This is a genomic window from Bacteroides sp. NSJ-39 (assembly GCF_014287315.1).
GTDB lineage: Bacteria > Bacteroidota > Bacteroidia > Bacteroidales > Bacteroidaceae > Bacteroides > Bacteroides finegoldii.
In genome coordinates this window covers 13,136-34,855 of the sequence record NZ_JACOOB010000018.1, presented here as the reverse complement: position 1 = coordinate 34,855, position 21,720 = coordinate 13,136, and the positions used below count along the sequence as shown (strand labels likewise).

Here is a 21,720-nt window from a genome sequence, read left to right as displayed (position 1 = left end):
AACTCCGTTCATACGGGAATCTCCTATCTTTGTGAACATAAACATTAATCCTCAAATTGAATCATGAAGAATTTAAAACCTACATTACTTTGCGGTATGATGCTTCCTGCGGCATTGTCGGCACAAGAACGTCCGAACATCCTCTACATCATGACCGACCAGCAAACGGCCAACGCCATGAGCTGTGCCGGTAATACCGATCTGCGCACTCCCAACATGGACAAGTTGGCGGAACGGGGTATCCGCTTTACAAACGCCTATTGCTCCATGCCCCTCAGCGGTCCGTCACGCGGCGCCATGTTTACAGGATATATGCCCGGAGAAGTCGGCCTGCTGGAAAACGGGACTCCTATGCCTGATTCACTTCACTCCACCTCTCTCGGTGTGCTGATGAACAAAGCCGGTTATACCTGCGCATACGCCGGGAAGTGGCACGTACACACCAACTCACTGCCTGACAAACAAGCATTCGGTTTCGAGAACCTGCACGGACACAATGATTTCGGCTTGGCGGAGGCAGCCGTCTCTTTCCTGCAACGCAAGAAGAAAGGCCAACCTTTCTTTCTGGTAGCTTCCTTCGACAATCCACACAATATCTGCGAATATGCCCGCAAACAGAACACTCCGTATGCTACCATCAAAGAACCGGCCTTGGAGGATTGTCCGGGACTGCCGTCTAACTTTGCCGTCAATCCGTACGATGCAACGGCGTTGGTCTTCGAGAAAAAACAAAACCACCGTCTCTATCCCACTCACGACTACACGCCGGACGACTGGCGACGTTACCGGAACGCTTACTATCGACTGGTAGAAACCGTAGATGCGGAAATAGGGAAAATCATTGCGGAGCTAGACCGCCAGGACTTATGGAAGAATACGGTTATCATCTTTACCAGCGATCATGGTGACGGCTGTGGAGCACATCAATGGAATCAGAAAACAGTTCTATATGAAGAGGTAGCCAATGTCCCGTTCATCGTCTGTCTGCCCAAAGGCAAGCATGCCGGAAAGATATTGCCCCAACTTATCAACAACGGGGTAGACCTCATGCCCTCCATTTGTGATTGGGCAGGAATCAATGTTCCCGGCAAACGTCAAGGAGTGAGTTTCCGCCCTATCGTAGAAAACGGCAGTGCCGACAAGCAGCACCAACCTTACATCGTAACAGAAACGAGCTTTGCCCAAACAGCCTCAACGCGGGGATGGATGCTTCGTACTTCCCAATATAAATATGTATTGTACGATACCGGCAAAAATCGCGAACAGCTCTATGACATGGAGACAGATCGCGGAGAAATGCGCAACCTTGCCATCGAAAAGAAATATGCCGATATCCTCCGGCAGCATCGGGAGCTATTAGCCGAATGGATGAAGAAACATCAGGAAAACGGAAAGACACTATTTACCCGGTTTATCCCCAATCTTCACTAAATATCGGGGCTGATACAGCATTATTATAAATACAATTATTATATTTGCAATAATTGTATTTATAATAATCAGTATGGCAGCCATTCATAACCCTTTTATTGTAGGCGGATACATATCTCCTCATTATTTCTGTGACCGGGAAAAAGAAACAGAACAGTTGATACGCAACATTACGAACGGAAGAAATGTCGTTATCATTTCTACACGCCGTATGGGAAAGACAGGCTTGATTCGCCACTGCTTCTATCAAAACGAAATAAAGGAACATTACCATACATTCTTCATTGATATCTATGCCACATCCAGCCTGCGGGAGTTTGTTTTTGCACTCGGAAAAGAGATTTTTGAGAAACTCAAGCCTAAAGGCATGAAATTTATCGAACGCTTCTTCTCTGTCATTTCTTCACTACGCGCAGGGTTCAAGTTAGATTCCATTACAGGCGAACCGACTTTTGATATCGGTCTGGGAGATATTCATGCGGCGGAAGCCACATTGGATGAAATCTTTGCTTATCTGGAGCAGGCAGACAAACCTTGTATCGTAGCCATTGATGAATTCCAACAGATAGGCAATTATGCTGAAAAGAATGTAGAAGCCATCTTGAGAACCAAAGTTCAGCATTGCCGGAACGCTCATTTTATTTTTGCCGGAAGCCAAAAACATATTATGATGAATATGTTCAACAGTCCTGCCCATCCTTTCTACCAAAGCGTCAACATGATGCAGCTACAAAGTATCCCGCTCATTGCATATAAGCCATTCGTGGAAAGGCTCTTCCTTGAAAACGAAAAAAATATTGAACCGGAACTGATAGAACAGGTATATGATTTCTTTGAGGGACACACTTGGTATGTACAGCTTATGTTTAATGAGCTATACATACTGACCGGAAAAGGGCAATTATGCGACCGCTCCTTACACGAGACTGCCTTGACCAATATTCTTCAAATGCAAGATTTCACCTATCAGGAGATTTTCTCCCGACTTCCGGAAAAACAAAAAGAAGTACTGATTGCCATCGGAAAAGAACGAAAAGCAACAGGAGTCGCTTCCGGAAAGTTTATCAAAAAATATAAGCTAAGCACTCCAAGCTCCGTACAGGCAGCACTCAAAGGGCTACAGGAGAAGAATCTGGTATCTCAAGAGCAGAATCAATATGAAATATCCGACAAGTTACTGGGGGTATGGTTACAAAAGAATTATTAATAAACATTCTTATCCGAATAAATCCTATAAAAAGCGGTTTATACATCAAAACCGCTAAATACTGATACTGATTACATACCATTTCTTTCTGCCCCACTCTTGCTTTTCTCTATTTAATTTTGTATCTTTAGGAATTTCTCTCCTCTTGAAAAAAGGTAATCACCTTACAGAGTGACAATGGTCACCTTACAAAGTGCCATTCATCACTCTATAAGGTGACCATTGTCCCCTTATAACGGGACGACTTCCCAGCTCCCTAAAAGGCTACTGTTTTGTGCGCTGAAAGGCCTTGGTCTTCGCACCGGGGGACCTTAAAACCGATAGTCTAACTAAAATTTCTTCAAGTCTTTATACCGCTTCATTGCTTCCAAATAATAATAGTCGGCATAGTTCAACGGAACATCCACCTCACTGTCATGCGGGAAACTGCCTACAGAATGCATCAGGATAAATCCCTTATTCTCATTCTCCTTTGCCAGATAATCCGGTGAGGATAACTGTTTCAATATATTCTCCGCATATTCAATATACGCATCACTTAGGCTCTGGTCTTCCGTATAAGCATATAACTCGAGCAATGCGGAAGCCGTAACCGCTGCTGCAGAAGCGTCACGGGGAGCATTCGGAATATCGGGCGCATCATAATCCCAATAAGGAATATAATCATTCCCCGAAGGACGGTTCTCCATAATGAAGCGGGCAATCTTATGTGCCGCCTCCAGATAAACCGGATTTTTCGTAAAGCGATAGCACATGGTATAGCCATACACTCCCCATGCCTGCCCGCGAGCCCAAGCGGAAGAATCGGCATAACCTTGAAATGTGCCCTTTGACTCTACCTTTCCGCTCGGAACGGAATAACTTACCACATGATACGAAGTCATATTCTCACGGAAATGATTCTTTAAAGTCTTGTCGGCATGAGCAATGGCGATGTCGCGATATTTGGAATTGCCGGTTTGCTCGGACGCCCAGAAAAGCATTTCAAGATTCATCATATTATCAATGATGACGGGATAACTCCAATCACCGAAATCCCAAGAACGAATCAGACCGATTTCGGGACTGAAACGTGCGCAAAGACTTTCCGAAGAATTAATCAGGATCTCTTTATCTTTCGGCTCCGGTTTCAGACGAAGAGCATTCCCATAACTGCAATACATCATAAAACCAATGTCATGGTTACCTGTATAATACTGAATATCTTCCAGACGGTCGGTGTACCGACGGGCTTCTTTTGCCAAAGCCTCATCTCCCGACAATTCGTAAGCCAGCCACATGGAGCCAGGGTAGAATCCGCTTGTCCAGTCTTTCGCATTTTCCAAACGATAGCTTCCGTCCGCTTTGGTTGAGCGCGGGAAACAGGCTGTATCCGGTACATCTTTCAATTGTTCAGCCATATAGAGCAACTGATGATCGGATGTTTTTACCGCATTCTCAAACCATTCCGGTGCACCCGTCTTGGGGGCGCTGCAAGCGGTCAGCAGACTCATTCCCCAAACCGCTACATACAACTTTCTTTTCATTTTCATATTAATAGCTTTAGTGATTAAATGTATTCTTATCGATTGCTTCCGGTAAGCTGTGGCTTTCTATCCATCCTTTCCTGCATCTGCCAACTGCCATCTATTTTGTCAAACAACAAAGAGGCCGTTTTATCAATCGGTCTGTACGATTTGTCATTTATCAGTAAAGACGATTTTCCATAACCGAACACTGCTTGATTGGTTTTATTCGTAATATACAGACTCGCCGACTTCTTCACATCCAGTTCCGCTTCAATCGTCCAGTCGCCACATTGAAAAAGATTGCCGTCTCTTTGTATTCCGACAGCCTGTTTACCGTCAGGCTGTACTTGAATGATAGTCAGGATACGGTTGCGCTTACCGGGAGTAAAGCTTGCGGTCAAATGCCATGAATTAGTAAAGACTTCCCCGCGAACAGCATTCTCCTGATTTGGCGGAACGACAAAACGATCGGTCTGTGTAATCTTACAATCTTGTCGGCTGAACAGTTGCGCTACCGAAGTAAACTGTTTCTCTTCGTTCCGGGTAACGAGCTTACAGGTCTGTTCATCAATAGAAAACTTTACAGGACTATGCAGCAACCAATCCCAACGGACAGGCTTTTTGGCTTCCATCTCATCATAAATCACGATTTTATCGGGATGCAAAAGGAAAATGTGCCTTCTATAAAGAGTCAGAGGAGTTTCTCCAAATCCGTTCTCCACCGATTGTTCCAAATGCTGTTTGGCAAAATTCGTAACCCACATCGGATACTCGCTAATGCCGCAATAGGCATTCGACGCGTCACCCAAAGCGTATGAGATGTGTTCGCCACTGAACGCACGCACGATATTGCCATATGCTCTGGTGGTGAAAGGCTGTCCGATGCCATCTATCAGCAAAGTGTTATGGGCACGGGTATGACGATAAGACAATAGATTATGCGCATCCGAGAAATTCATATAGTAACCGGTGGAACCGTATACCGGTACTCCCCGATAATGCAGATTGAAAGCATTTTGTGCAGAGTGCGTATGACTGCCGGAACCGAAAGGGCTCGAATGAAAACTCAGGCATAGGTTATTACGGTAGTCTTTCATGGAGGAATTGGCTATCATCTCCCCCGTATCACGAAACCAGACAGCTTTAGGTTCATCGGCCGGAAGTGCGGCTATCGGTTTCTTTGATTCACTCCGTACCATGCGGTACAAACGCATCTCGTCGTCCATTTCATATCGTTTGTCAATGGAGGTATACCAAGCGGAATAAGGGTCGCCGGTTTCTCTTGCCAGAAACTCAGCAAAAGCGCTGCGAATCACCAAAGGTTTATCGTTCATCTGCTCATGACCGTCGCCAAAGCTCACACTCCGGGAAAGAGGCGGCCAGCTATAGACCATTGCCTTCCCCACCTCCCGATACCAGGGATGTTGCAGAAAATCGGTGTCGGCCAGATAAGAAAAAAGGCTCGGAATATAGTATAAGCTCACTGCATTGGCACTGAAATAGCAAGTACCGTTCATCCAGATACCGTCGCGGTTGAAGCCTGTGGCCGGAGCACGGCAAGTCCATAACTCGTAGGCGTATTCAAAAAACTCACGCGCTTCGGGAGATTTTTCGTAGAGCACTAAGGAGGTCTGCAACAGACGACGGAAAGTGAACTGCCACAAATGGTTGTCGAAGATATGATTTTCCGTTCCACCGAAGAAACGACGCTTATAGAATTTAATGATCCGTTCCATCAGTTGTTCCATCTGCTCACGTTCCTTCACAGAAAAACGGTCATAACAGGTCTCGTATGTACAAGCAAGGAGATAGGCGAGATCACCGGCATAAAAGTCATTCTCTATCTGACGGTCGGTTACGGGGGAAGGAAGCAGCCAGCGGACCAACTGCGCCATCTTATCGGCATAGACATCCCGTTGGAGCAAAGTATAAGCCGTATGCAACTTTTCACATTGGACAACCATAGCAGACACATGATTGGATACGAGTGTGTCGGTAGCATAGTTGGCAGCCAGGCCTTCCCGTCCGGAAGTAACCATCAGATTGTATTCCGGATGGGTATATATTTTCGACCGCGACTTCTTCAGGTCATCTTCCAAGAAACAGTAAAGACGAGGGGAATTTCCGACTATCTTCTTTCGGACTACCTCGAAAGAGGGAGTTACAAACTGGGGGATATCACTCGTTATCGTGAAAGAATAAGTAGGACTCCACGCCATATTCTCACCGGACTTACTTACCGAACGAAAACGCCAATACCAGGTTCCGCTGCTCAATATCTGATGAGGGTTGAACATACACCAGGGGACAGGTTTGGAAACGACTGTCGTATTTCCGGAGAAGTCTTTCTCTTTGGATAGCGCAAACTGGAGGAAATCCGCCTGTTTCATCTGCTGCGGCACCAACAAAGGAGCCGGATTCAGATAGGGTCGGTGGTACTCTTGCGGATAAGGGGTCTGTCTCATATTCTCATGAATACAAGCCGGAGAATACTCTCGGGCCCCCAGGGTCGGCACGGAAAACAAAGAACAGAAAACTGTAAATCCCCAGATTGTCAACGATGTGCGAAAGTTACTTTCTCGTAGATTCATACTATTAAAATTAATCGATATTACTTGTGACAAAAGTAGGGATTATCGGAAAGACGGACTTTATATATCTATTTTTTCAGTATTGATTCCTTATCAACAGGTATTAATATCGTCCAAAGAAGTTTTGATTTTGTGTATATGTAGTACTATTATTTACAATCTCGTCTCAGAAAGGAAGCTATCGACATTGCAAATTGGCATTAGCGCCTATATATAAAAATTGCGTACATATATCCTTTCACGGATAATGTACGCAGTTCACTTTATCGGAATGTATTTTATTTATATAAATAGAACATACGGTCCATCAGTTGCCATTTCTCCGCTGAAGTCGCTGTTGCATCCGCCTGCTGGAATATAGACATATAGGCTTCCCATTCAGCCTGACGAGGCAGGGTGGCGAGACGCGCCATCGCAGTCTCCCAATCAAAATCAAGCGGTGTCTCGACTATCATGAACAGACGGGTCCCCAATATATAAATCTCCATTTCCAAAATACCCACTTCACGGATTCCAGCCCGGATTTCCGGCCACGCCTCTGCTTCACTATGACGCTTTACATATTCCGCTATCAATTCGGGGTTGTCTTTCAAATCCATTGTCTGGCAGTACCTTTTCACCGGAACTTTATATTCCTGTACTACATAACCATTTTCTTTCATTTTCTAGTGTTCCTTAATTCAATTATATTTTAATTAGTTGGATATATGTTCTTTTTATAGCTAAACAGACTAGACTATCTCACGATGTCTTCCGGGAACTTGGCCGGCATTCCCAGTCTCTTCCAAGTTTCATAATACCAGGCATTGAGTTCGTTTCCATTCAAATCGTTCTTGATAAAGTATTTCAGATGCAAGTAATCTTTATCCTTGATTTCGAATTGCAGAATATTATCCTGATTGTCCAACATCGGAAGATGGATATTCTTCTCGATACTCTCTTTATAAGAATCATCCGTCAGTTGCTTCCATGTTCCATATCCCGTGATGATAGCATCGGAACCGGGAATAATCGTGAAGTTCACAATTCGTCCGTCATCACTCAGAACCTTGAACGTATTACTAGGCTTTAAAGATCCCGGAACATCAGGAGATTCGGACACATAGTGGCAAAGCTGCCAAATGCCTTTCAGATCGGCCAACTGGAATTTTGTTTTCTTCTGGGCCATCGCACCTGTTACCGCCAACAACATTATTGAAAGCATGGTAAAGAAATAGAGCTTTTTCATGATAGTATTATTTTAGTTAACACTCTCGAATGCGTATGTCCAAATATAAAGATTTATTTTGAGAAAAGAAACAGAAAGCTCATAAAAAACTCGCATAACCAGAAGATTATGCGAGTTTTACATAAATATACCGAAATATTAGAATTCAGCATTTCGCGGTGTACGCGGGAACGGTATCACGTCACGGATGTTGGACATACCCGTTACAAAGAGCAACAGGCGTTCAAAACCCAGTCCGAAACCGGAATGAGGACAGGTACCGAACTTACGCGTATCCAGATACCACCACATATCCTTCATCGGAATGTGAAGTTCTTCGATACGGGTCATCAACTTGTTGTAGTCCGATTCACGTTCAGAACCACCGATAATTTCACCGATCTTCGGGAAAAGAACATCCATCGCACGTACCGTCTTGCCATCCTCGTTCTGCTTCATATAGAAGGCTTTGATTTCCTTCGGATAGTCAGTCAGGATGACCGGACGTTTGAAGTGCTCTTCCACCAAGTAGCGTTCGTGCTCGGAAGCCAAGTCCACCCCCCAGTAAACGGGGAACTCGAACTTATGACCTTTCGCTACGGCATCTTCCAGAATCTTGATACCGTCTGTATAGGGCAGACGAACAAAATCATCTTTCAATACACCTTGCAGACGCTCAATCAGGCCCTTGTCGAACATATCGTTCAGGAACTTCACATCATCCGCACAGTTATCCAACGCCCATCTCACACAGTATTTGATGAACTCTTCAGCCAAGTCCATATTATCTGTAATGTCGTTGAAAGCAACTTCCGGTTCAATCATCCAGAACTCTGCCAAGTGACGGGGAGTATTGGAGTTTTCGGCACGGAACGTAGGACCGAATGTGTAAATAGATCCCAAAGCCGTAGCAGCCAACTCACCTTCCAACTGACCGGAGACTGTCAGACTTGCCTGTTTGCCAAAGAAATCGTCATCATAAATGATAGAGCCTTCTTCGTTTTTCTTCAAATCATACAAGTTCATGGTGGTCACCTGGAACATCTGTCCGGCACCTTCGCAGTCGGAAGCCGTAATGATCGGTGTATGGAAATAGAAGAATCCTTTTTCATGGAAGAACTTATGGATAGCGATCGCCATATTGTGGCGGATGCGGAACACAGCACCAAATGTATTGGTACGCGGACGCAAATGAGCTATCTCACGCAAGAATTCCATGGAATGACCTTTCTTCTGCAATGGATATGTATTGTCGCAAGTACCCAGCACTTCGATTTCACGAGCCTGCACTTCCACCTTCTGGCCGGAACCTACTGATTCTACCATTTCCCCGTTCACGCTGATACAAGCACCGGTGGTGATCTGCTTCAACATCTCTTCGTCGAAATTAGCCAAGTCTACTACGACCTGCAAATTATTTATTGTAGAACCGTCATTCAGTGCGATAAAGTTTACTTGTTTGCTACCTCTGCGGGTGCGAACCCATCCTTTCACATTGACCATAGCGCCAATATCCGTGCGCTTCAACAGATCAACAATTTTTGTTCTACCAATCTTTTCCATTTAACTTATTCTTTTATTAACGTTCTTATTCAAACGAACCCATACGGAGGTAGTTTACTTCTGCTTCCGTCAGGTAACGCCAGTCTCCGCGTCGCAGACCTTTTTTAGTCAGCCCGGCGAAGAATACACGGTCGAGTTTCACTACTTTATAACCCAGTGATTCGAAAATACGGCGAACGATACGATTCTTGCCGGAGTGGATTTCGATACCTACCTGGTCTTTTTTAAAGTCATCTGTATAGCTGATAGCGTCTGCATGAATCTCGCCGTCTTCCAACTGGATACCGGCTGCAATCTGATCCATATCCGCTTTCGTCAGATTCTTGTCCAGATGAACATGATAAATCTTCTTCTTCAGGAATTTCGGGTGTGTCAGCTTGGAAGCCAGATCACCGTCATTCGTCAGTAACAGTACCCCGGTGGTGTTACGGTCAAGACGTCCTACCGGATAGATACGTTCATTGCAAGCGCCTTTTACCAAATCCATTACTGTACGGCGTTCCTGCGGATCATCCGATGTAGTAACCGTATCTTTCGGCTTATTCAACAACACGTATACTTTGCGTTCAATGCTAACCGGTTCTTCGTGGAACTTAACCACATCCGAGCGTTTGATCTTTGTGCCCAATTCAGTTACTACCTCACCGTTTACAGAAACCACACCCGCCGTAATAAATTCATCAGCCTCACGGCGTGAACAAACACCGGCATTTGCCAGGAACTTATTCAGACGAATCGGTTCGTTCGGGTCCACAAACTGTTCCTTGTACTCAATCTGTTTCTTCACGCTGTACTTAGCATTCGGATCATAATCAGCGGTACGCGGACGAGGACGGTATCCTCCTTGACGGTCGTTGTTGAATCTCGGACGGTAACCTCCGCCATTGTTGCTGCGATAGCCGCCACCTTCACCGTTGTTGAAACGGGGACGATAGGGACGGTCACCACCTTCACGGTTGTAAGGACGCTGAGGACGGTCGCCACCTTCACCGTTATTGAAACGGGGACGATACGGACGATCACCACCTTCACGATTGTAAGGACGCTGTGGACGGTCGCCACCTTCACCGTTATTGAAACGAGGACGGTAAGGACGGTCACCACCTTCGCTATTGAAACGGGGACGTTGAGGACGGTCACCGTATGAACCACCTTCACTATTGAAACGGGGACGTTGAGGACGATCACCGTATGAACCTCCTTCGCTATTGAAGCGGGGACGTTGAGAACGGTCACCGTAAGAACCTCCTTCGCTATTGAAGCGAGGACGTTGAGGACGGTCACCGTAAGAACGCTGCGGACGGTCGCCTCCTTCATTGTTGGCATTAAATCTCGGGCGATACGGACGATCCCCTCCTTCACGATTGTAAGAAGGACGATACGGACGTTCTCCACCTTCTCTGTTGTAAGACCTGTTACCATCACGGCCGGCACCTGCATTCTCTTCATTGAAAGAATTTTCGCGCCATTCTTCGTTTTCTGTGCTCATTTTTTTTATTCGAATAAAATTAGACTTTGGCCTCACGGCCTATTTAAAAACACGTTTATTATATTAGTAAACAATTAAAGCCCCGTATAAGTATGGGGAGTGATTGCTCTTAACTCTTTTTTAATATCTTCGCTTACATTCAATTCTTCGATAAACTCTTTAATAGAACTTTCTGTAATAGCCTGGTTGGTCCGGGTCAAAGCTTTCAAAGCTTCATACGGATGCGGATAAGCCTCACGGCGCAGAATTGTCTGAATAGCTTCTGCCACTACACTCCAACAGTTATCCAAGTCACGATAGATAGCCGGCTCGTTCAGCAACAGTTTGCGCAATCCCTTCAAAGAACTCTGGATGGCAATCACGATGTGGCCGAAAGGCACCCCCACATTACGCAGCACCGTTGAATCTGTCAAGTCACGCTGCAAACGGGAAACAGGGAGTTTCACGGCCAAATGTTCCAGAATGGAAGTCGCAATACCCAGATTACCCTCCGCATTTTCGAAGTCAATCGGGTTGACCTTATGCGGCATAGCGCTCGAACCAACTTCTCCGGCTTTGATCTTCTGCTTGAAGTACTCCATAGAGATATACTGCCAGAAGTCACGGTTCATATCCACCATAATGGTATTGATACGCTTCATTGCATCAAAAACAGCAGAAAGGTTATCATAGTTCGAAATCTGCGTTGTATACTCTTCACGCTCCAACCCCAACTTCTCTGCAACAAATCTGTTACCGAATTGTTTCCAATCGTACTGGGGATATGCAACATGATGTGCATTGTAATTTCCGGTAGCGCCACCGAACTTGGCAGTAATCGGGCTGGCTTTCAATGTTGCCAACTGACGTTCCAGACGGTAAACGAACACCATCACTTCTTTACCCAAGCGGGTGGGAGAAGCCGGTTGACCGTGAGTTTTGGCAAGCATAGGGATATTTGCCCAGTCCGTTGCGTATGTTTTCAATTGTGCAATCAGTTCTTCAATCAACGGATAGTAGACCTGTTCCAATGCTTCTTTGATAGAAAGGGGAACAGACGTATTGTTGATATCCTGAGAAGTCAGTCCGAAGTGAATGAATTCCTTATAGTCATCCATCCCGCCCATCTTGTCAAATTCTTCTTTCAGGAAGTATTCTACTGCTTTCACGTCGTGGTTAGTCACACTCTCGATATCTTTAATGCGCTGTGCATCCGCTTCTGAGAAGTTACGGTAGATATTCCGTAAAGTTTCAAACACGCTGCTATCGATTCCTTTTAATTGCGGCAAGGGAAGTTCGCACAAGGTGATAAAGTATTCCACCTCTACCTGTACACGGTATTTGATCAGTGCAAATTCAGAGAAATAAGCTGCCAAAGCTTTCGTTTTGCCTCTATATCGACCATCAATCGGGGATATGGCCGTTAATACATCAAGTTCCATACGTTTTCTTAGATAATTATCAGAACGCAAAATTAACTCTTTTTCCTGAGTTATAAGGCAAAAGGATAAAGAAAGTTTGTATAAAAGCGGTAAGAAATAAAAAAAAGTCTCACGAATTTCTTCGCAAGACTTCTGTTTTGTGTGGGCGTTGACGGATTCGAACCGCCGACCCTCTGCTTGTAAGGCAGATGCTCTGAACCAGCTGAGCTAAACGCCCTTGTTAATGAGCCGGAAGTGTTTCGTTTTTTTCGTGTGGGCGTTGACGGATTCGAACCGCCGACCCTCTGCTTGTAAGGCAGATGCTCTGAACCAGCTGAGCTAAACGCCCGTACACTTCCGTTTCAAAAGCGATGCAAAGGTACGGCTTTTTTTGAAACCTCCAAACATTTCTAATAATTTTTTTCAAGAAAGTTTTTATCCGGCAAACGAATCTACTGATTATCAGCAAATAATAAAGGAGTTTTTTTTCATGCAATTTTTCCCGACGGTTACGCTTGTTTCCGAATTATACGTGCCGGATTCCCGACTGCAACACAATCATCGGGGATATCTTTTGTGACGACACTACCTGCTCCTATCACACAGCGACTGCCAATCGTCACACCGGGACAGATGATAGCTCCACCGCCAATCCAGCAATCTTCACCAATCGTCACCGGATAAGCGTATTCCTTAGAGCCTCTTCTTTCCAGATAATCCATCGGATGATGCGGAGTGTAAATCTGCACACAGGGGCCAATCAACGTATGAGCACCAATCGTAATATATCCACCATCCAGAAATGTACAATTGGCATTGACAAAAACGTGCTCGCCCAGTTTGATTCCATCTCCATGATCGCAATGGAAAGGCGGACAGATAATCGATGTCTCAGGTATCCCGGGCACCAATTCTTCCAATAGCTTTCTGTATCCGTCTTCGTATGTACTCATTCCTCCCATACGAGCCAGCAGTGCTTTGGCATGCGCAAAACGTTCTTGTATTTCCGGCACAGCCATATCGGCCAACCGGCTGCTACGCATTTTTTCTACTTCTGTCATACGTTATATTTCTTTACCGTTAGTAAACACAAACTTTTTCTCATCCGAAAGAGACTCATCAAACTCGAATCCTTCCCAAGAGAAATGTTTCAGTTCTTCCGGATTTTCTATTTTATTCTTTAGGACGAAACGTGTCATTTCACCACGCGACATCTTTATATAGATAACAACCGAAGCCCACTTCCCGTTTTTCCACACCTGAAATCCCGGAGTAATGACACGTACTTCTTTTTCTACCCGCTTCCAGTCGAACAGGCTTTTCATCTCATCACTTGCCAAATTGCAGAGTATGCCACCCGCATTCTTTATATCTTCTATGAATATATCCGTCAGACGGGACTGCCAATAAGAGAACATTGTCTGATTCCCCAATTCCGGCAGCACGACATCCCCCTCCAACCGATAAGAACGGATAACATCCAGCGGCCTCAACAAGCCGTAACAAAATGAAGTCAACCGTAGATGTTCCTGTGCATATTCAAATTCTTCTTTGGAGAAATCTTTCGCATTCAAACGCTTGAACACGGTTCCGGTGTAAGCCAACAAGGCCGGAAGTTCCGGAGTGCCTTCTGCATGAAAGACTTGATAACGCTTATAATTCTCCACAGCTATCTTTGCGTTTACACGCAACAGACGTTCCAACTCGTCCACCGAGAACTGCGACATCTGCAAAGCTATCTCGGACGCTTCTTTTTGAAAACGCGGAACTGTGTTCAAAGGGGCTTTCACCTTTGAAGTCTCACTCATGGTCTTGGCGCAGGATAGAAGTACTAACATGATGAATCCTATTTTATCTACAACTCCCTCCTTGAACAAGCCAAAGAGGGAGTCTTACTTAGTTTAATATACCATACCGCTCAAGCAGTTTTTATTTATATTCCTGCCAGCTCTTAATCTGAATATCATTCAATTTCAAGTCACAGAATGCTTCGATAAAGGCACTTGCCAGACGAGCGTTTGTAATCAACGGAATGTTATGGTCAATAGCGCCACGACGGATACGGTAACCGTTTGTCAATTCACGTTTGCTATGATTCTTCGGAATGTTGACGATCAAATCAAACTTGTGATCGGCAATCATCTTCATCACGTTGTTTTCCGCACCCGGCTTCTCATCCGGCCAATAAACCGGAGTAGTATCCACACCATGAGCATTCAGGAAGGCTGCAGTTCCGGCAGTAGCGTAGATCTGATATCCCTTAGCGAATAACATACGGCTGGCGTCCAGCAAATCAACCTTTGACTTCATAGCACCGGAAGAGAACATCACTGCTTTTTCAGGAATCTTGAAGCCGGTAGCAATCATTGCATTCAACAATGCTTCAGAGAAATCATCACCGATACATCCCACTTCACCCGTAGAAGACATATCCACACCCAATACCGGGTCAGCCTTGTGCAAACGGGAGAAAGAGAACTGAGATGCTTTTACACCAATCCAATCGATATCGAATGCAGATTTATCCGGACGTGAGTACGGAGCATCCAGCATGATGCGGGTAGCCGTTTCAATGAAGTTACGTTTCAGTACCTTAGAAACAAACGGGAAGCTACGAGAAGCACGCAAGTTACACTCGATTACTTTCACCTCATTGTTACGGGCCAAGAACTGAATATTGAACGGGCCGGAGATATTGAGTTCTTTGGCAATCTGACGGCTGATCTTCTTGATACGGCGTGCTGTTGCAAAATAAATCTTCTGAGCCGGGAACACCAGTGTAGCGTCACCGGAGTGAACACCTGCAAATTCCACATGTTCAGAGATTGCGTACTCTACTACTTCACCGTTCTGGGCAACCGCGTCAAACTCAATCTCTTTTGTATTTTCAAGGAATTGAGAAACAACCACCGGATATTCTTTAGAAACTTCGGCAGCCATCTTCAAGAAATTCTCCAGCTCCTCGTCATCATAGCAAACATTCATTGCAGCTCCCGAAAGCACGTAAGAAGGACGAACCAATACCGGATAGCCTACTTTTTCTACGAATCCTTTGACATCCTCAAGGCTCGTCAGCTCTTGCCAAGCCGGCTGGTCGATACCCAGTTGATCAAGCATAGCGGAGAATTTGTTACGATTCTCGGCGCGGTCGATCGAGATTGGAGAAGTACCCAATACAGGAACCGACTGACGGTAAAGTTTCATGGCCAGGTTGTTCGGGATCTGTCCACCTACGGAAACAATCACACCACGAGGCTGTTCAAGATCGATTACGTCAAGCACACGTTCAAAAGAAAGTTCGTCGAAGTACAGACGGTCGCACATATCATAGTCTGTAGAAACTGTTTCCGGGTTGTAGTTAATCATAATTGATTTATAGCCCAGCTTACGAGCGGTCTGAACTGCATTCACCGAACACCAGTCAAACTCAACCGAGCTACCGATGCGATAAGCACCCGAGCCCAACACGACTACTGATTTTTCGTTCTTATAATAGTTCACATCATAACCTTCCACTGCATATGTCATATACAGATAGTTGGTCAGTTCCGGATGTTCGGAAGCAACTGTATTGATACGTTTTACAGCCGGAAGGATACCCATAGATTTACGATGAGCACGTACCGCCAAGTTTTCTTTCTCCATATTTCCTGTCGGATTCAGAACAAAACGTGCGATCTGGAAGTCAGAGAAGCCTAAAATCTTTGCTTCACGCATTACATCAGCCGGAATATCTTCTACCTTATTATAAGTAGATAACTTAGCTTTATAATCAACAATATTTTTTAGTTTGCCGAGGAACCAAGGATCAATCTTTGTCAGATCATGGATACGTTCGATAGTGTAGCCTTCTTCCATAGCCTGCGCAATGGAGAAGATACGCAAGTCAGTCGGACGTGAAAGTTCCTTATCGAGATCGTCGAAATGGAGTTCGTCATTACCTACGAAACCATGCATACCCTGCCCAATCATACGAAGACCTTTCTGAATGATTTCTTCGAAAGAGCGCCCGATAGACATGATCTCACCTACCGACTTCATGCTCGAACCGATTTCACGAGATACACCGGCAAACTTCGTCAAGTCCCAACGAGGGATCTTACAGATATAATAGTCAAGCTGAGGAGCAACATATGCAGAGTTAGGAGTTCCCATCTCGCCAATCTGGTCGAGCGAGTAACCCAAAGCAATTTTGGCTGCGACAAATGCCAACGGATAACCGGTAGCCTTAGAAGCCAAAGCGGAAGAACGGCTCAAACGAGCGTTTACTTCAATCACACGGTAATCATCCGTATCAGAGTTGAAAGCATACTGAATATTACATTCACCTACGATACCTAAATGGCGGATACATTTTGTAGAAAGCTCCTGCAACATTTTCAGTTCCTTGTCGTCCAGTGAGCAAGTCGGAGCAACAACGATAGACTCACCGGTATGAATGCCCAGAGGGTCGAAGTTTTCCATGCTCGCTACTGTAAAACAGTGGTCATTAGCGTCACGGATTACCTCAAACTCTATTTCTTTCCAGCCCTTCAAAGACTCTTCAACAAGAATTTGTTTAGAGAACGCAAATGAACTTTCAGCCAACTTCAGAAATTCTTCCTCATTAGCGCAAATACCGCTACCAAGGCCTCCCAGCGCATAAGCCGAGCGCACCATAACCGGATAGCCAATCTTACGGGCAGCAGCAATCGCGTCTTCCATACTTTCTACAGCTTGGCTGACAGGAGTTTTCATACTGATTTCATCGAGCTTCTTCACGAACAGATCGCGGTCTTCAGTATACATGATAGCCTCAACAGACGTACCAAGCACTTTTACTCCATATTTATCAAGAATACCCTGTGTATAGAGTTCTGCACCACAGTTCAACGCGGTCTGTCCGCCAAATGCCAACAGAATACCGTCCGGACGTTCCTTCTTGATAATCTCTTCTACGAAATAAGTAGTTACGGGAAGGAAATACACTTTATCGGCAATGCCTTCAGAAGTCTGAATGGTTGCGATGTTCGGGTTTACCAATACTGAGCTGATACCTTCTTCTTTCAAAGCTTTCAGTGCTTGTGAGCCTGAGTAGTCGAACTCTCCGGCTTGTCCGATTTTGAGTGCTCCAGAACCCAAAACGAGAACTTTCTTGATTTCCTTTTCCATTTCTTTTGTTGTTATAATAAGTTGTTATTTCTAAGTTCGTCCATAAAAAAAAATGCGTTACCCTCAAAAAAGGATTAACGCATTACCAAAGAACTAAAATATCGTTTTTGGAGAAAAAAGAAGAAGCCTGCCGTTTCCGGGTGCAAAACATCCGAATGTAGATAATACTTACTTCTGATTTCCTGTTGATTCATTGTCGGTTCCAAAATTTGTGCAAAGTAACGACATATTTTGCAAATGGCAAAAAGAAACGTCTACTTTTTTACAGTGAAGTGTTCCCATTTTGATACATCTTTCAGTTTTTATCCGTATCTTTGTCGCTAAATAGATATTAATAAGGTAATAACAATGGGAAAAGAAAAAATAATATTGACGGGCGACCGTCCTACCGGCAGACTTCATATCGGCCATTATGTAGGTTCGTTGAAACGCAGAGTGGAGTTACAAGACGCGGGTGATTATAGCAAGATGTTTATCTTCATTGCCGATTCGCAGGCATTGACAGACAATATAGACAATCCGGAGAAAGTACGTCAGAATGTTATTGAGGTTGCCCTCGACTATCTGGCTTGCGGAATCGATCCTTCCAAAGCGACCATCTTTATTCAGTCGCAAATACCGGAATTGTGCGAACTTAGTTTCTATTACATGGACCTTGTAAGTGTATCGCGTCTGCAACGTAATCCGACGGTTAAAGCGGAAATCCAGATGCGTAATTTCGAAGCAAGTATCCCCGTAGGCTTCTTCACTTATCCTATCAGCCAGGCTGCGGATATCACTGCTTTCCGTGCTACGACTGTTCCCGTAGGTGAGGACCAGGAACCAATGCTTGAACAGGCACGCGAGATTGTCCGTCGTTTTAATTATATTTATGGTGAGACATTGGTAGAGCCGGAAATCCTGTTGCCTGACAATGCCGCTTGCCTGCGTTTGCCGGGAACTGACGGTAAGGCAAAAATGAGCAAATCACTTGGGAACTGTATCTACCTTTCGGAAGAGCCGGAGGAAATACAGAAAAAAATCATGAGTATGTACACCGACCCGGGACATCTCCGTGTGCAGGATCCGGGAAAAATCGAAGGCAATACCGTGTTCACATATCTCGATGCTTTCTGCCGTCCGGAACATTTTGAACGTTATTTACCGGATTACCCGAATCTGGCTGAATTGAAAGCTCACTACCAACGCGGCGGATTGGGGGATGTAAAAGTAAAACGCTTCCTGAATTCCATCATGCAGGAGACGCTGGAACCGATTCGCAATCGCCGCAAAGAATTCAGCAAAGATATTCCTGCTGTCTACGAAATGCTCCGAAAAGGATGCGAAGTGGCAAGAGCTACCGCAGCCGAGACATTGGCTGATGTAAAGAAAGCAATGAAGATCAATTACTTCGATGATAAAGAACTGATCAAAGAACAGGTAAAACGCTTCTCTCAGGAATAAGAGATTAATCTGCGTTTTAGCAGACTCTCCTACAACTAAAAAAGTCCGGACTCATTTGCCCGGACTTTTTATTTCTATGAATAAATTCCAAACTATGGTTTCCAAATATACCAATAAATAATGATTGCGTAAATCCTCCGACAAACAGCAGCCATACAAATACCCCAATATAACGATTGCCAGGCATATCCCGTTTATCTACTTTTGCACCGCAAACTATTCAGGATAACGATTGATATGAAAAGAAAGAAAAAAAGTATGTTTAAATGGTATTTGTCGGTATCAGACCTGTTCATAGAAGGGTTGGGACTTTCTTTTTACGGTTCTTACAGTGACGTTGACAATAACAGTACGGATACTGTCCCAAGACGATACAACTGGCAGGGCGAATGGGTGCCAAACGCTTCCACCAGTTCAGGCGAAAGATTGCGCTCACAACTCCATATCAATAACAAAGAATGGAGAACAAATACCAGTCTGAACTATACATTCAATCAGTATCACACTTTATCACTAAATCATGTCTACTCCGGACTGACACGCAAAGTGTCCGATGTAGAAGATCCTGCCAACGAATACAATAAAGTTCCTCAGAGTATTGACAAGCAATACTTGGTCTGGGATGGATGGCCAAATATACACGATGGAATGCTACCTTGTTCGAAAGGTGACAAAGCCTGTGAATGAACTGTCAACTTCGGACTGGCCCCGCCTTACCGGTATGACTGTCAGTGACAACAAGATTTATATCACATATTACTTGACAGACGAAACAAAAAAGCCGAGTGTGACACGTTACATCAACAAAGCGTATGTAGCCGTATACTCTTATCCTGAACTGGAATATATCACGACAATGGAAGATAAACGTGCAGCCATAGCCGGTTCATGGAATGCTTACAATGGGATCTTCCAAACCGAATCAGGTGACATGTACACGTTCTCAAATACATCCATAGCTAACGGTTTTACAGAGAACAGTACAAAGAAAGCCGCATTCTTACATATCCCGAAAGGAACAACCCAATTCGATGACTATTACTTTGACGTTGAAACCGCAGCCAGAGGTCTGAAACCCGTTCATTTGCAATATTTGGGTAACGGTAAGTTCTTTGCTCAAGTAAGTACATTGCAATCGGAAGAAATGACCAGATGGGCAGATAAAGAATTGAAAGCCTGTATTATTGACGTAAAAGAGAAAACGGTAAAAGATATTCCTCAAATTCCTGTTCATGATGGCGATGGCAGTCAGCGAATGAGCGGAGTAATTGAGAATGGCTGTTTCTATATACCGCTTGCTACAGACGGCGCACTCTATTTCTACAAGGTCGATATCAACAATGCGACTGCCGAACGTGGAGCTAAAGTTGCAAGCAACTTCGTCTCTGCCACTTTTAAAATGAACTAACAGCTATATCAAAACTCAGATTATCGCAGGTTTATGTAGAGATTAAAAACAATCCATGATAACCTGTGTTTTGAATGAATAATTAACAACAATGAATCTCATCCACAAAAACTTCAGAAAGTTCTGTCTGCGACTCCACCTGTGGTTGGGCTTGCTTTCGGGTATCGTCGTATTTATCGTATGTATCACCGGGTGCCTTTACGCCTTTAAGGATGAGTTCAACGATGCAACCCAGCCTTGGAAATTCGTATCACCGGAGCCCTCCCCCTATTAATGCCGGAAGAGATTTTGAAAATTGCCAATAACCATACGGGCAAAAATGCTCCCACCGCTATCACTTACGGTGAAACGACAGATGCGGTATTCGTTGATTATATGACTTCCTACACTGTCTTTATCAATCCTTATACGGGAAAAGTCATTCACAGTGTCTGCAAAGAACCCAGAGAAACGGATTTTTTCTCCTTTATATTGAAAGGTCACAGAACATTATGGATACCCGGCAAGGCGGGAAAATTAATGATCGGGTACAGCGTTGTAATATTCGTAATTACATTAATAACAGGGCTTGTACTCTGGTATCCCCGGAAATGGAATAAGAAAACTGCCCTCCGTAATTTCACACTGAAAATCAAAGCTCCTTTTGCACGGCTCAATTATGACCTGCATAATGTTTTAGGCGGATATGCCGCCATCGTATTGTTCGTCCTCTCTGCTACCGGACTAGTATGGAGTTTTAATTGGTTCAGCAAGGCAACATATTGCATCACTTCCGGAGGAAAAGAACTGAAACCTTATGTACTTCCGCAATCGGGCACTTTACATATCGAAGCAGGAAAAGCCAGTCTGAATGTCCTCTTTAAGAAATTAAAAGAAGAATCTCCCAACGCCGCCACATTTTATTTTGCCCTGCCACAGAAAAAGGAAGAGGTAATACGTGTCAGCGTAGTTCATGAAAGAGGCTCTTATTATAAAACCGACAACTTATTCTTCGATCAATATACACTTGCTCCCTTACAAGGCTCAGGAGCTTATGCCGGAAAATACACAGAAGCATCACCTGCCGACAAACTAAGACGGATGAATCTTGAAATTCACGATGGAAGAATTTTGGGTATCTTCGGGGAAATCATTGTATTCGTATGTGCACTAATCGGAGCATCGTTACCTGTCACCGGCTTTATTATTTGGTTCAAAAAGAAACAGAATCATTCATTACACCTTCGTAAGTCTTAAGTATTACATTTCTCACCATAGTCATACAAAAATTGAATAAAGCTAATTAACAAACTCTATCCAATAAAAATAAGGAGCAATTTGAA

General features: G+C 44.4%; 17 protein-coding genes and 2 tRNA genes. 7 read left to right on the top strand and 12 right to left on the bottom strand.

Annotation, left to right across the window (positions count from 1 at the left end):
• Positions 1–63: 63 nt before the first annotated feature.
• Positions 64–1,431 (top strand): sulfatase, encoded by a 1,368-nt coding sequence (locus H8S63_RS16550; protein WP_186927407.1) that lies wholly within the window; start codon positions 64–66, stop codon positions 1,429–1,431.
• A gap of 73 nt (positions 1,432–1,504) precedes the next feature.
• The gene (locus H8S63_RS16545) at positions 1,505–2,638 is read left to right on the top strand and encodes an ATP-binding protein (RefSeq protein ID WP_186927406.1); all 1,134 of its coding nucleotides are present in this window, start codon (positions 1,505–1,507) and stop codon (positions 2,636–2,638) included.
• A gap of 329 nt (positions 2,639–2,967) precedes the next feature.
• On the opposite strand, the gene H8S63_RS16540 is transcribed toward H8S63_RS16545, so the two are convergent.
• The 12 genes from H8S63_RS16540 to carB all read right to left on the bottom strand — a co-directional run bounded on the left by H8S63_RS16540 (position 2,968) and on the right by carB (position 17,547).
• Positions 2,968–4,164, bottom strand: a complete 1,197-nt coding sequence (locus H8S63_RS16540) for a glycoside hydrolase family 88 protein (RefSeq protein ID WP_186927429.1) — start codon at positions 4,162–4,164, stop codon at positions 2,968–2,970.
• Positions 4,165–4,199: 35 nt separating this feature from the next.
• Entirely contained in the window at positions 4,200–6,611 is a 2,412-nt protein-coding gene (locus H8S63_RS16535; protein ID WP_229102259.1) for a DUF4962 domain-containing protein, read from the bottom strand.
• A 404-nt stretch (positions 6,612–7,015) separates the two neighbouring features.
• Positions 7,016–7,399 carry an L-rhamnose mutarotase gene (locus tag H8S63_RS16530; protein WP_007749483.1) on the bottom strand — a complete coding sequence of 128 codons (384 nt, stop codon included), beginning with the start codon at positions 7,397–7,399 and terminating at the stop codon, positions 7,016–7,018.
• A gap of 74 nt (positions 7,400–7,473) precedes the next feature.
• On the bottom strand, positions 7,474–7,965 hold the full coding sequence (locus H8S63_RS16525; protein ID WP_022275079.1) for a DUF4488 domain-containing protein: 492 nt from the start codon (positions 7,963–7,965) through the stop codon (positions 7,474–7,476).
• Between the two features lie 138 nt (positions 7,966–8,103).
• Complete coding sequence (asnS, locus tag H8S63_RS16520; protein WP_007749485.1) at positions 8,104–9,507, bottom strand: asparagine--tRNA ligase; 1,404 nt, start codon at positions 9,505–9,507, stop codon at positions 8,104–8,106.
• Positions 9,508–9,532: 25 nt separating this feature from the next.
• Complete coding sequence (locus H8S63_RS16515; protein ID WP_186927404.1) at positions 9,533–10,996, bottom strand: pseudouridine synthase; 1,464 nt, start codon at positions 10,994–10,996, stop codon at positions 9,533–9,535.
• A 74-nt stretch (positions 10,997–11,070) separates the two neighbouring features.
• On the bottom strand, positions 11,071–12,417 hold the full coding sequence (gene purB / locus H8S63_RS16510) for an adenylosuccinate lyase (RefSeq protein ID WP_007749493.1): 1,347 nt from the start codon (positions 12,415–12,417) through the stop codon (positions 11,071–11,073).
• A 142-nt stretch (positions 12,418–12,559) separates the two neighbouring features.
• Positions 12,560–12,634: transfer RNA gene (locus tag H8S63_RS16505), tRNA-Val, on the bottom strand.
• Positions 12,635–12,670: 36 nt separating this feature from the next.
• A tRNA-Val gene (locus tag H8S63_RS16500) sits at positions 12,671–12,745 on the bottom strand.
• A 160-nt stretch (positions 12,746–12,905) separates the two neighbouring features.
• On the bottom strand, positions 12,906–13,457 hold the full coding sequence (locus H8S63_RS16495) for a sugar O-acetyltransferase (protein WP_143868404.1): 552 nt from the start codon (positions 13,455–13,457) through the stop codon (positions 12,906–12,908).
• A gap of 3 nt (positions 13,458–13,460) precedes the next feature.
• Complete coding sequence (yaaA, locus tag H8S63_RS16490; RefSeq protein ID WP_032839283.1) at positions 13,461–14,234, bottom strand: peroxide stress protein YaaA; 774 nt, start codon at positions 14,232–14,234, stop codon at positions 13,461–13,463.
• A gap of 91 nt (positions 14,235–14,325) precedes the next feature.
• Entirely contained in the window at positions 14,326–17,547 is a 3,222-nt protein-coding gene (gene carB / locus H8S63_RS16485) for a carbamoyl-phosphate synthase (glutamine-hydrolyzing) large subunit (protein WP_007749503.1), read from the bottom strand.
• Positions 17,548–17,895: 348 nt separating this feature from the next.
• Here carB and trpS point away from each other — a divergent pair, with 348 nt between their 5' ends.
• The 5 genes from trpS to H8S63_RS16465 all read left to right on the top strand — a co-directional run bounded on the left by trpS (position 17,896) and on the right by H8S63_RS16465 (position 21,634).
• On the top strand, positions 17,896–18,990 hold the full coding sequence (gene trpS / locus H8S63_RS16480; RefSeq protein ID WP_186927403.1) for a tryptophan--tRNA ligase: 1,095 nt from the start codon (positions 17,896–17,898) through the stop codon (positions 18,988–18,990).
• Between the two features lie 237 nt (positions 18,991–19,227).
• Positions 19,228–19,677: a hypothetical protein gene (locus H8S63_RS16475; protein WP_186927402.1), complete on the top strand. Its 450-nt coding sequence runs from the start codon at positions 19,228–19,230 to the stop codon at positions 19,675–19,677.
• Positions 19,670–20,398 (top strand): hypothetical protein, encoded by a 729-nt coding sequence (locus tag H8S63_RS16470; RefSeq protein ID WP_186927401.1) that lies wholly within the window; start codon positions 19,670–19,672, stop codon positions 20,396–20,398. The genes H8S63_RS16475 and H8S63_RS16470 overlap by 8 nt, the downstream gene beginning before the upstream one ends.
• A gap of 91 nt (positions 20,399–20,489) precedes the next feature.
• Positions 20,490–20,672, top strand: a complete 183-nt coding sequence (locus tag H8S63_RS20210) for a PepSY domain-containing protein (protein WP_255467674.1) — start codon at positions 20,490–20,492, stop codon at positions 20,670–20,672.
• Positions 20,636–21,634: a PepSY domain-containing protein gene (locus H8S63_RS16465; protein WP_255467673.1), complete on the top strand. Its 999-nt coding sequence runs from the start codon at positions 20,636–20,638 to the stop codon at positions 21,632–21,634. Before H8S63_RS20210 ends, H8S63_RS16465 begins: the two co-directional genes overlap by 37 nt.
• Positions 21,635–21,720: the final 86 nt, after the last annotated feature.

What these genes read in the sequence shown, in the direction of transcription:
- H8S63_RS16550 (WP_186927407.1), top strand. Translation starts at nt 64, where the DNA reads ATGAAGAATTTAAAACCTACATTACTTTGCGGTATGATGCTTCCTGCG.
- H8S63_RS16545 (WP_186927406.1), top strand. Translation starts at nt 1,505, where the DNA reads ATGGCAGCCATTCATAACCCTTTTATTGTAGGCGGATACATATCTCCT.
- H8S63_RS16540 (WP_186927429.1), bottom strand. Translation starts at nt 4,164, where the DNA reads ATGAAAAGAAAGTTGTATGTAGCGGTTTGGGGAATGAGTCTGCTGACC.
- H8S63_RS16535 (WP_229102259.1), bottom strand. Translation starts at nt 6,611, where the DNA reads ATGAGACAGACCCCTTATCCGCAAGAGTACCACCGACCCTATCTGAAT.
- H8S63_RS16530 (WP_007749483.1), bottom strand. Translation starts at nt 7,399, where the DNA reads ATGAAAGAAAATGGTTATGTAGTACAGGAATATAAAGTTCCGGTGAAA.
- H8S63_RS16525 (WP_022275079.1), bottom strand. Translation starts at nt 7,965, where the DNA reads ATGAAAAAGCTCTATTTCTTTACCATGCTTTCAATAATGTTGTTGGCG.
- asnS (WP_007749485.1), bottom strand. Translation starts at nt 9,507, where the DNA reads ATGGAAAAGATTGGTAGAACAAAAATTGTTGATCTGTTGAAGCGCACG.
- H8S63_RS16515 (WP_186927404.1), bottom strand. Translation starts at nt 10,996, where the DNA reads ATGAGCACAGAAAACGAAGAATGGCGCGAAAATTCTTTCAATGAAGAG.
- purB (WP_007749493.1), bottom strand. Translation starts at nt 12,417, where the DNA reads ATGGAACTTGATGTATTAACGGCCATATCCCCGATTGATGGTCGATAT.
- H8S63_RS16495 (WP_143868404.1), bottom strand. Translation starts at nt 13,457, where the DNA reads ATGACAGAAGTAGAAAAAATGCGTAGCAGCCGGTTGGCCGATATGGCT.
- yaaA (WP_032839283.1), bottom strand. Translation starts at nt 14,234, where the DNA reads ATGTTAGTACTTCTATCCTGCGCCAAGACCATGAGTGAGACTTCAAAG.
- carB (WP_007749503.1), bottom strand. Translation starts at nt 17,547, where the DNA reads ATGGAAAAGGAAATCAAGAAAGTTCTCGTTTTGGGTTCTGGAGCACTC.
- trpS (WP_186927403.1), top strand. Translation starts at nt 17,896, where the DNA reads ATGGGAAAAGAAAAAATAATATTGACGGGCGACCGTCCTACCGGCAGA.
- H8S63_RS16475 (WP_186927402.1), top strand. Translation starts at nt 19,228, where the DNA reads ATGAAAAGAAAGAAAAAAAGTATGTTTAAATGGTATTTGTCGGTATCA.
- H8S63_RS20210 (WP_255467674.1), top strand. Translation starts at nt 20,490, where the DNA reads ATGAATCTCATCCACAAAAACTTCAGAAAGTTCTGTCTGCGACTCCAC.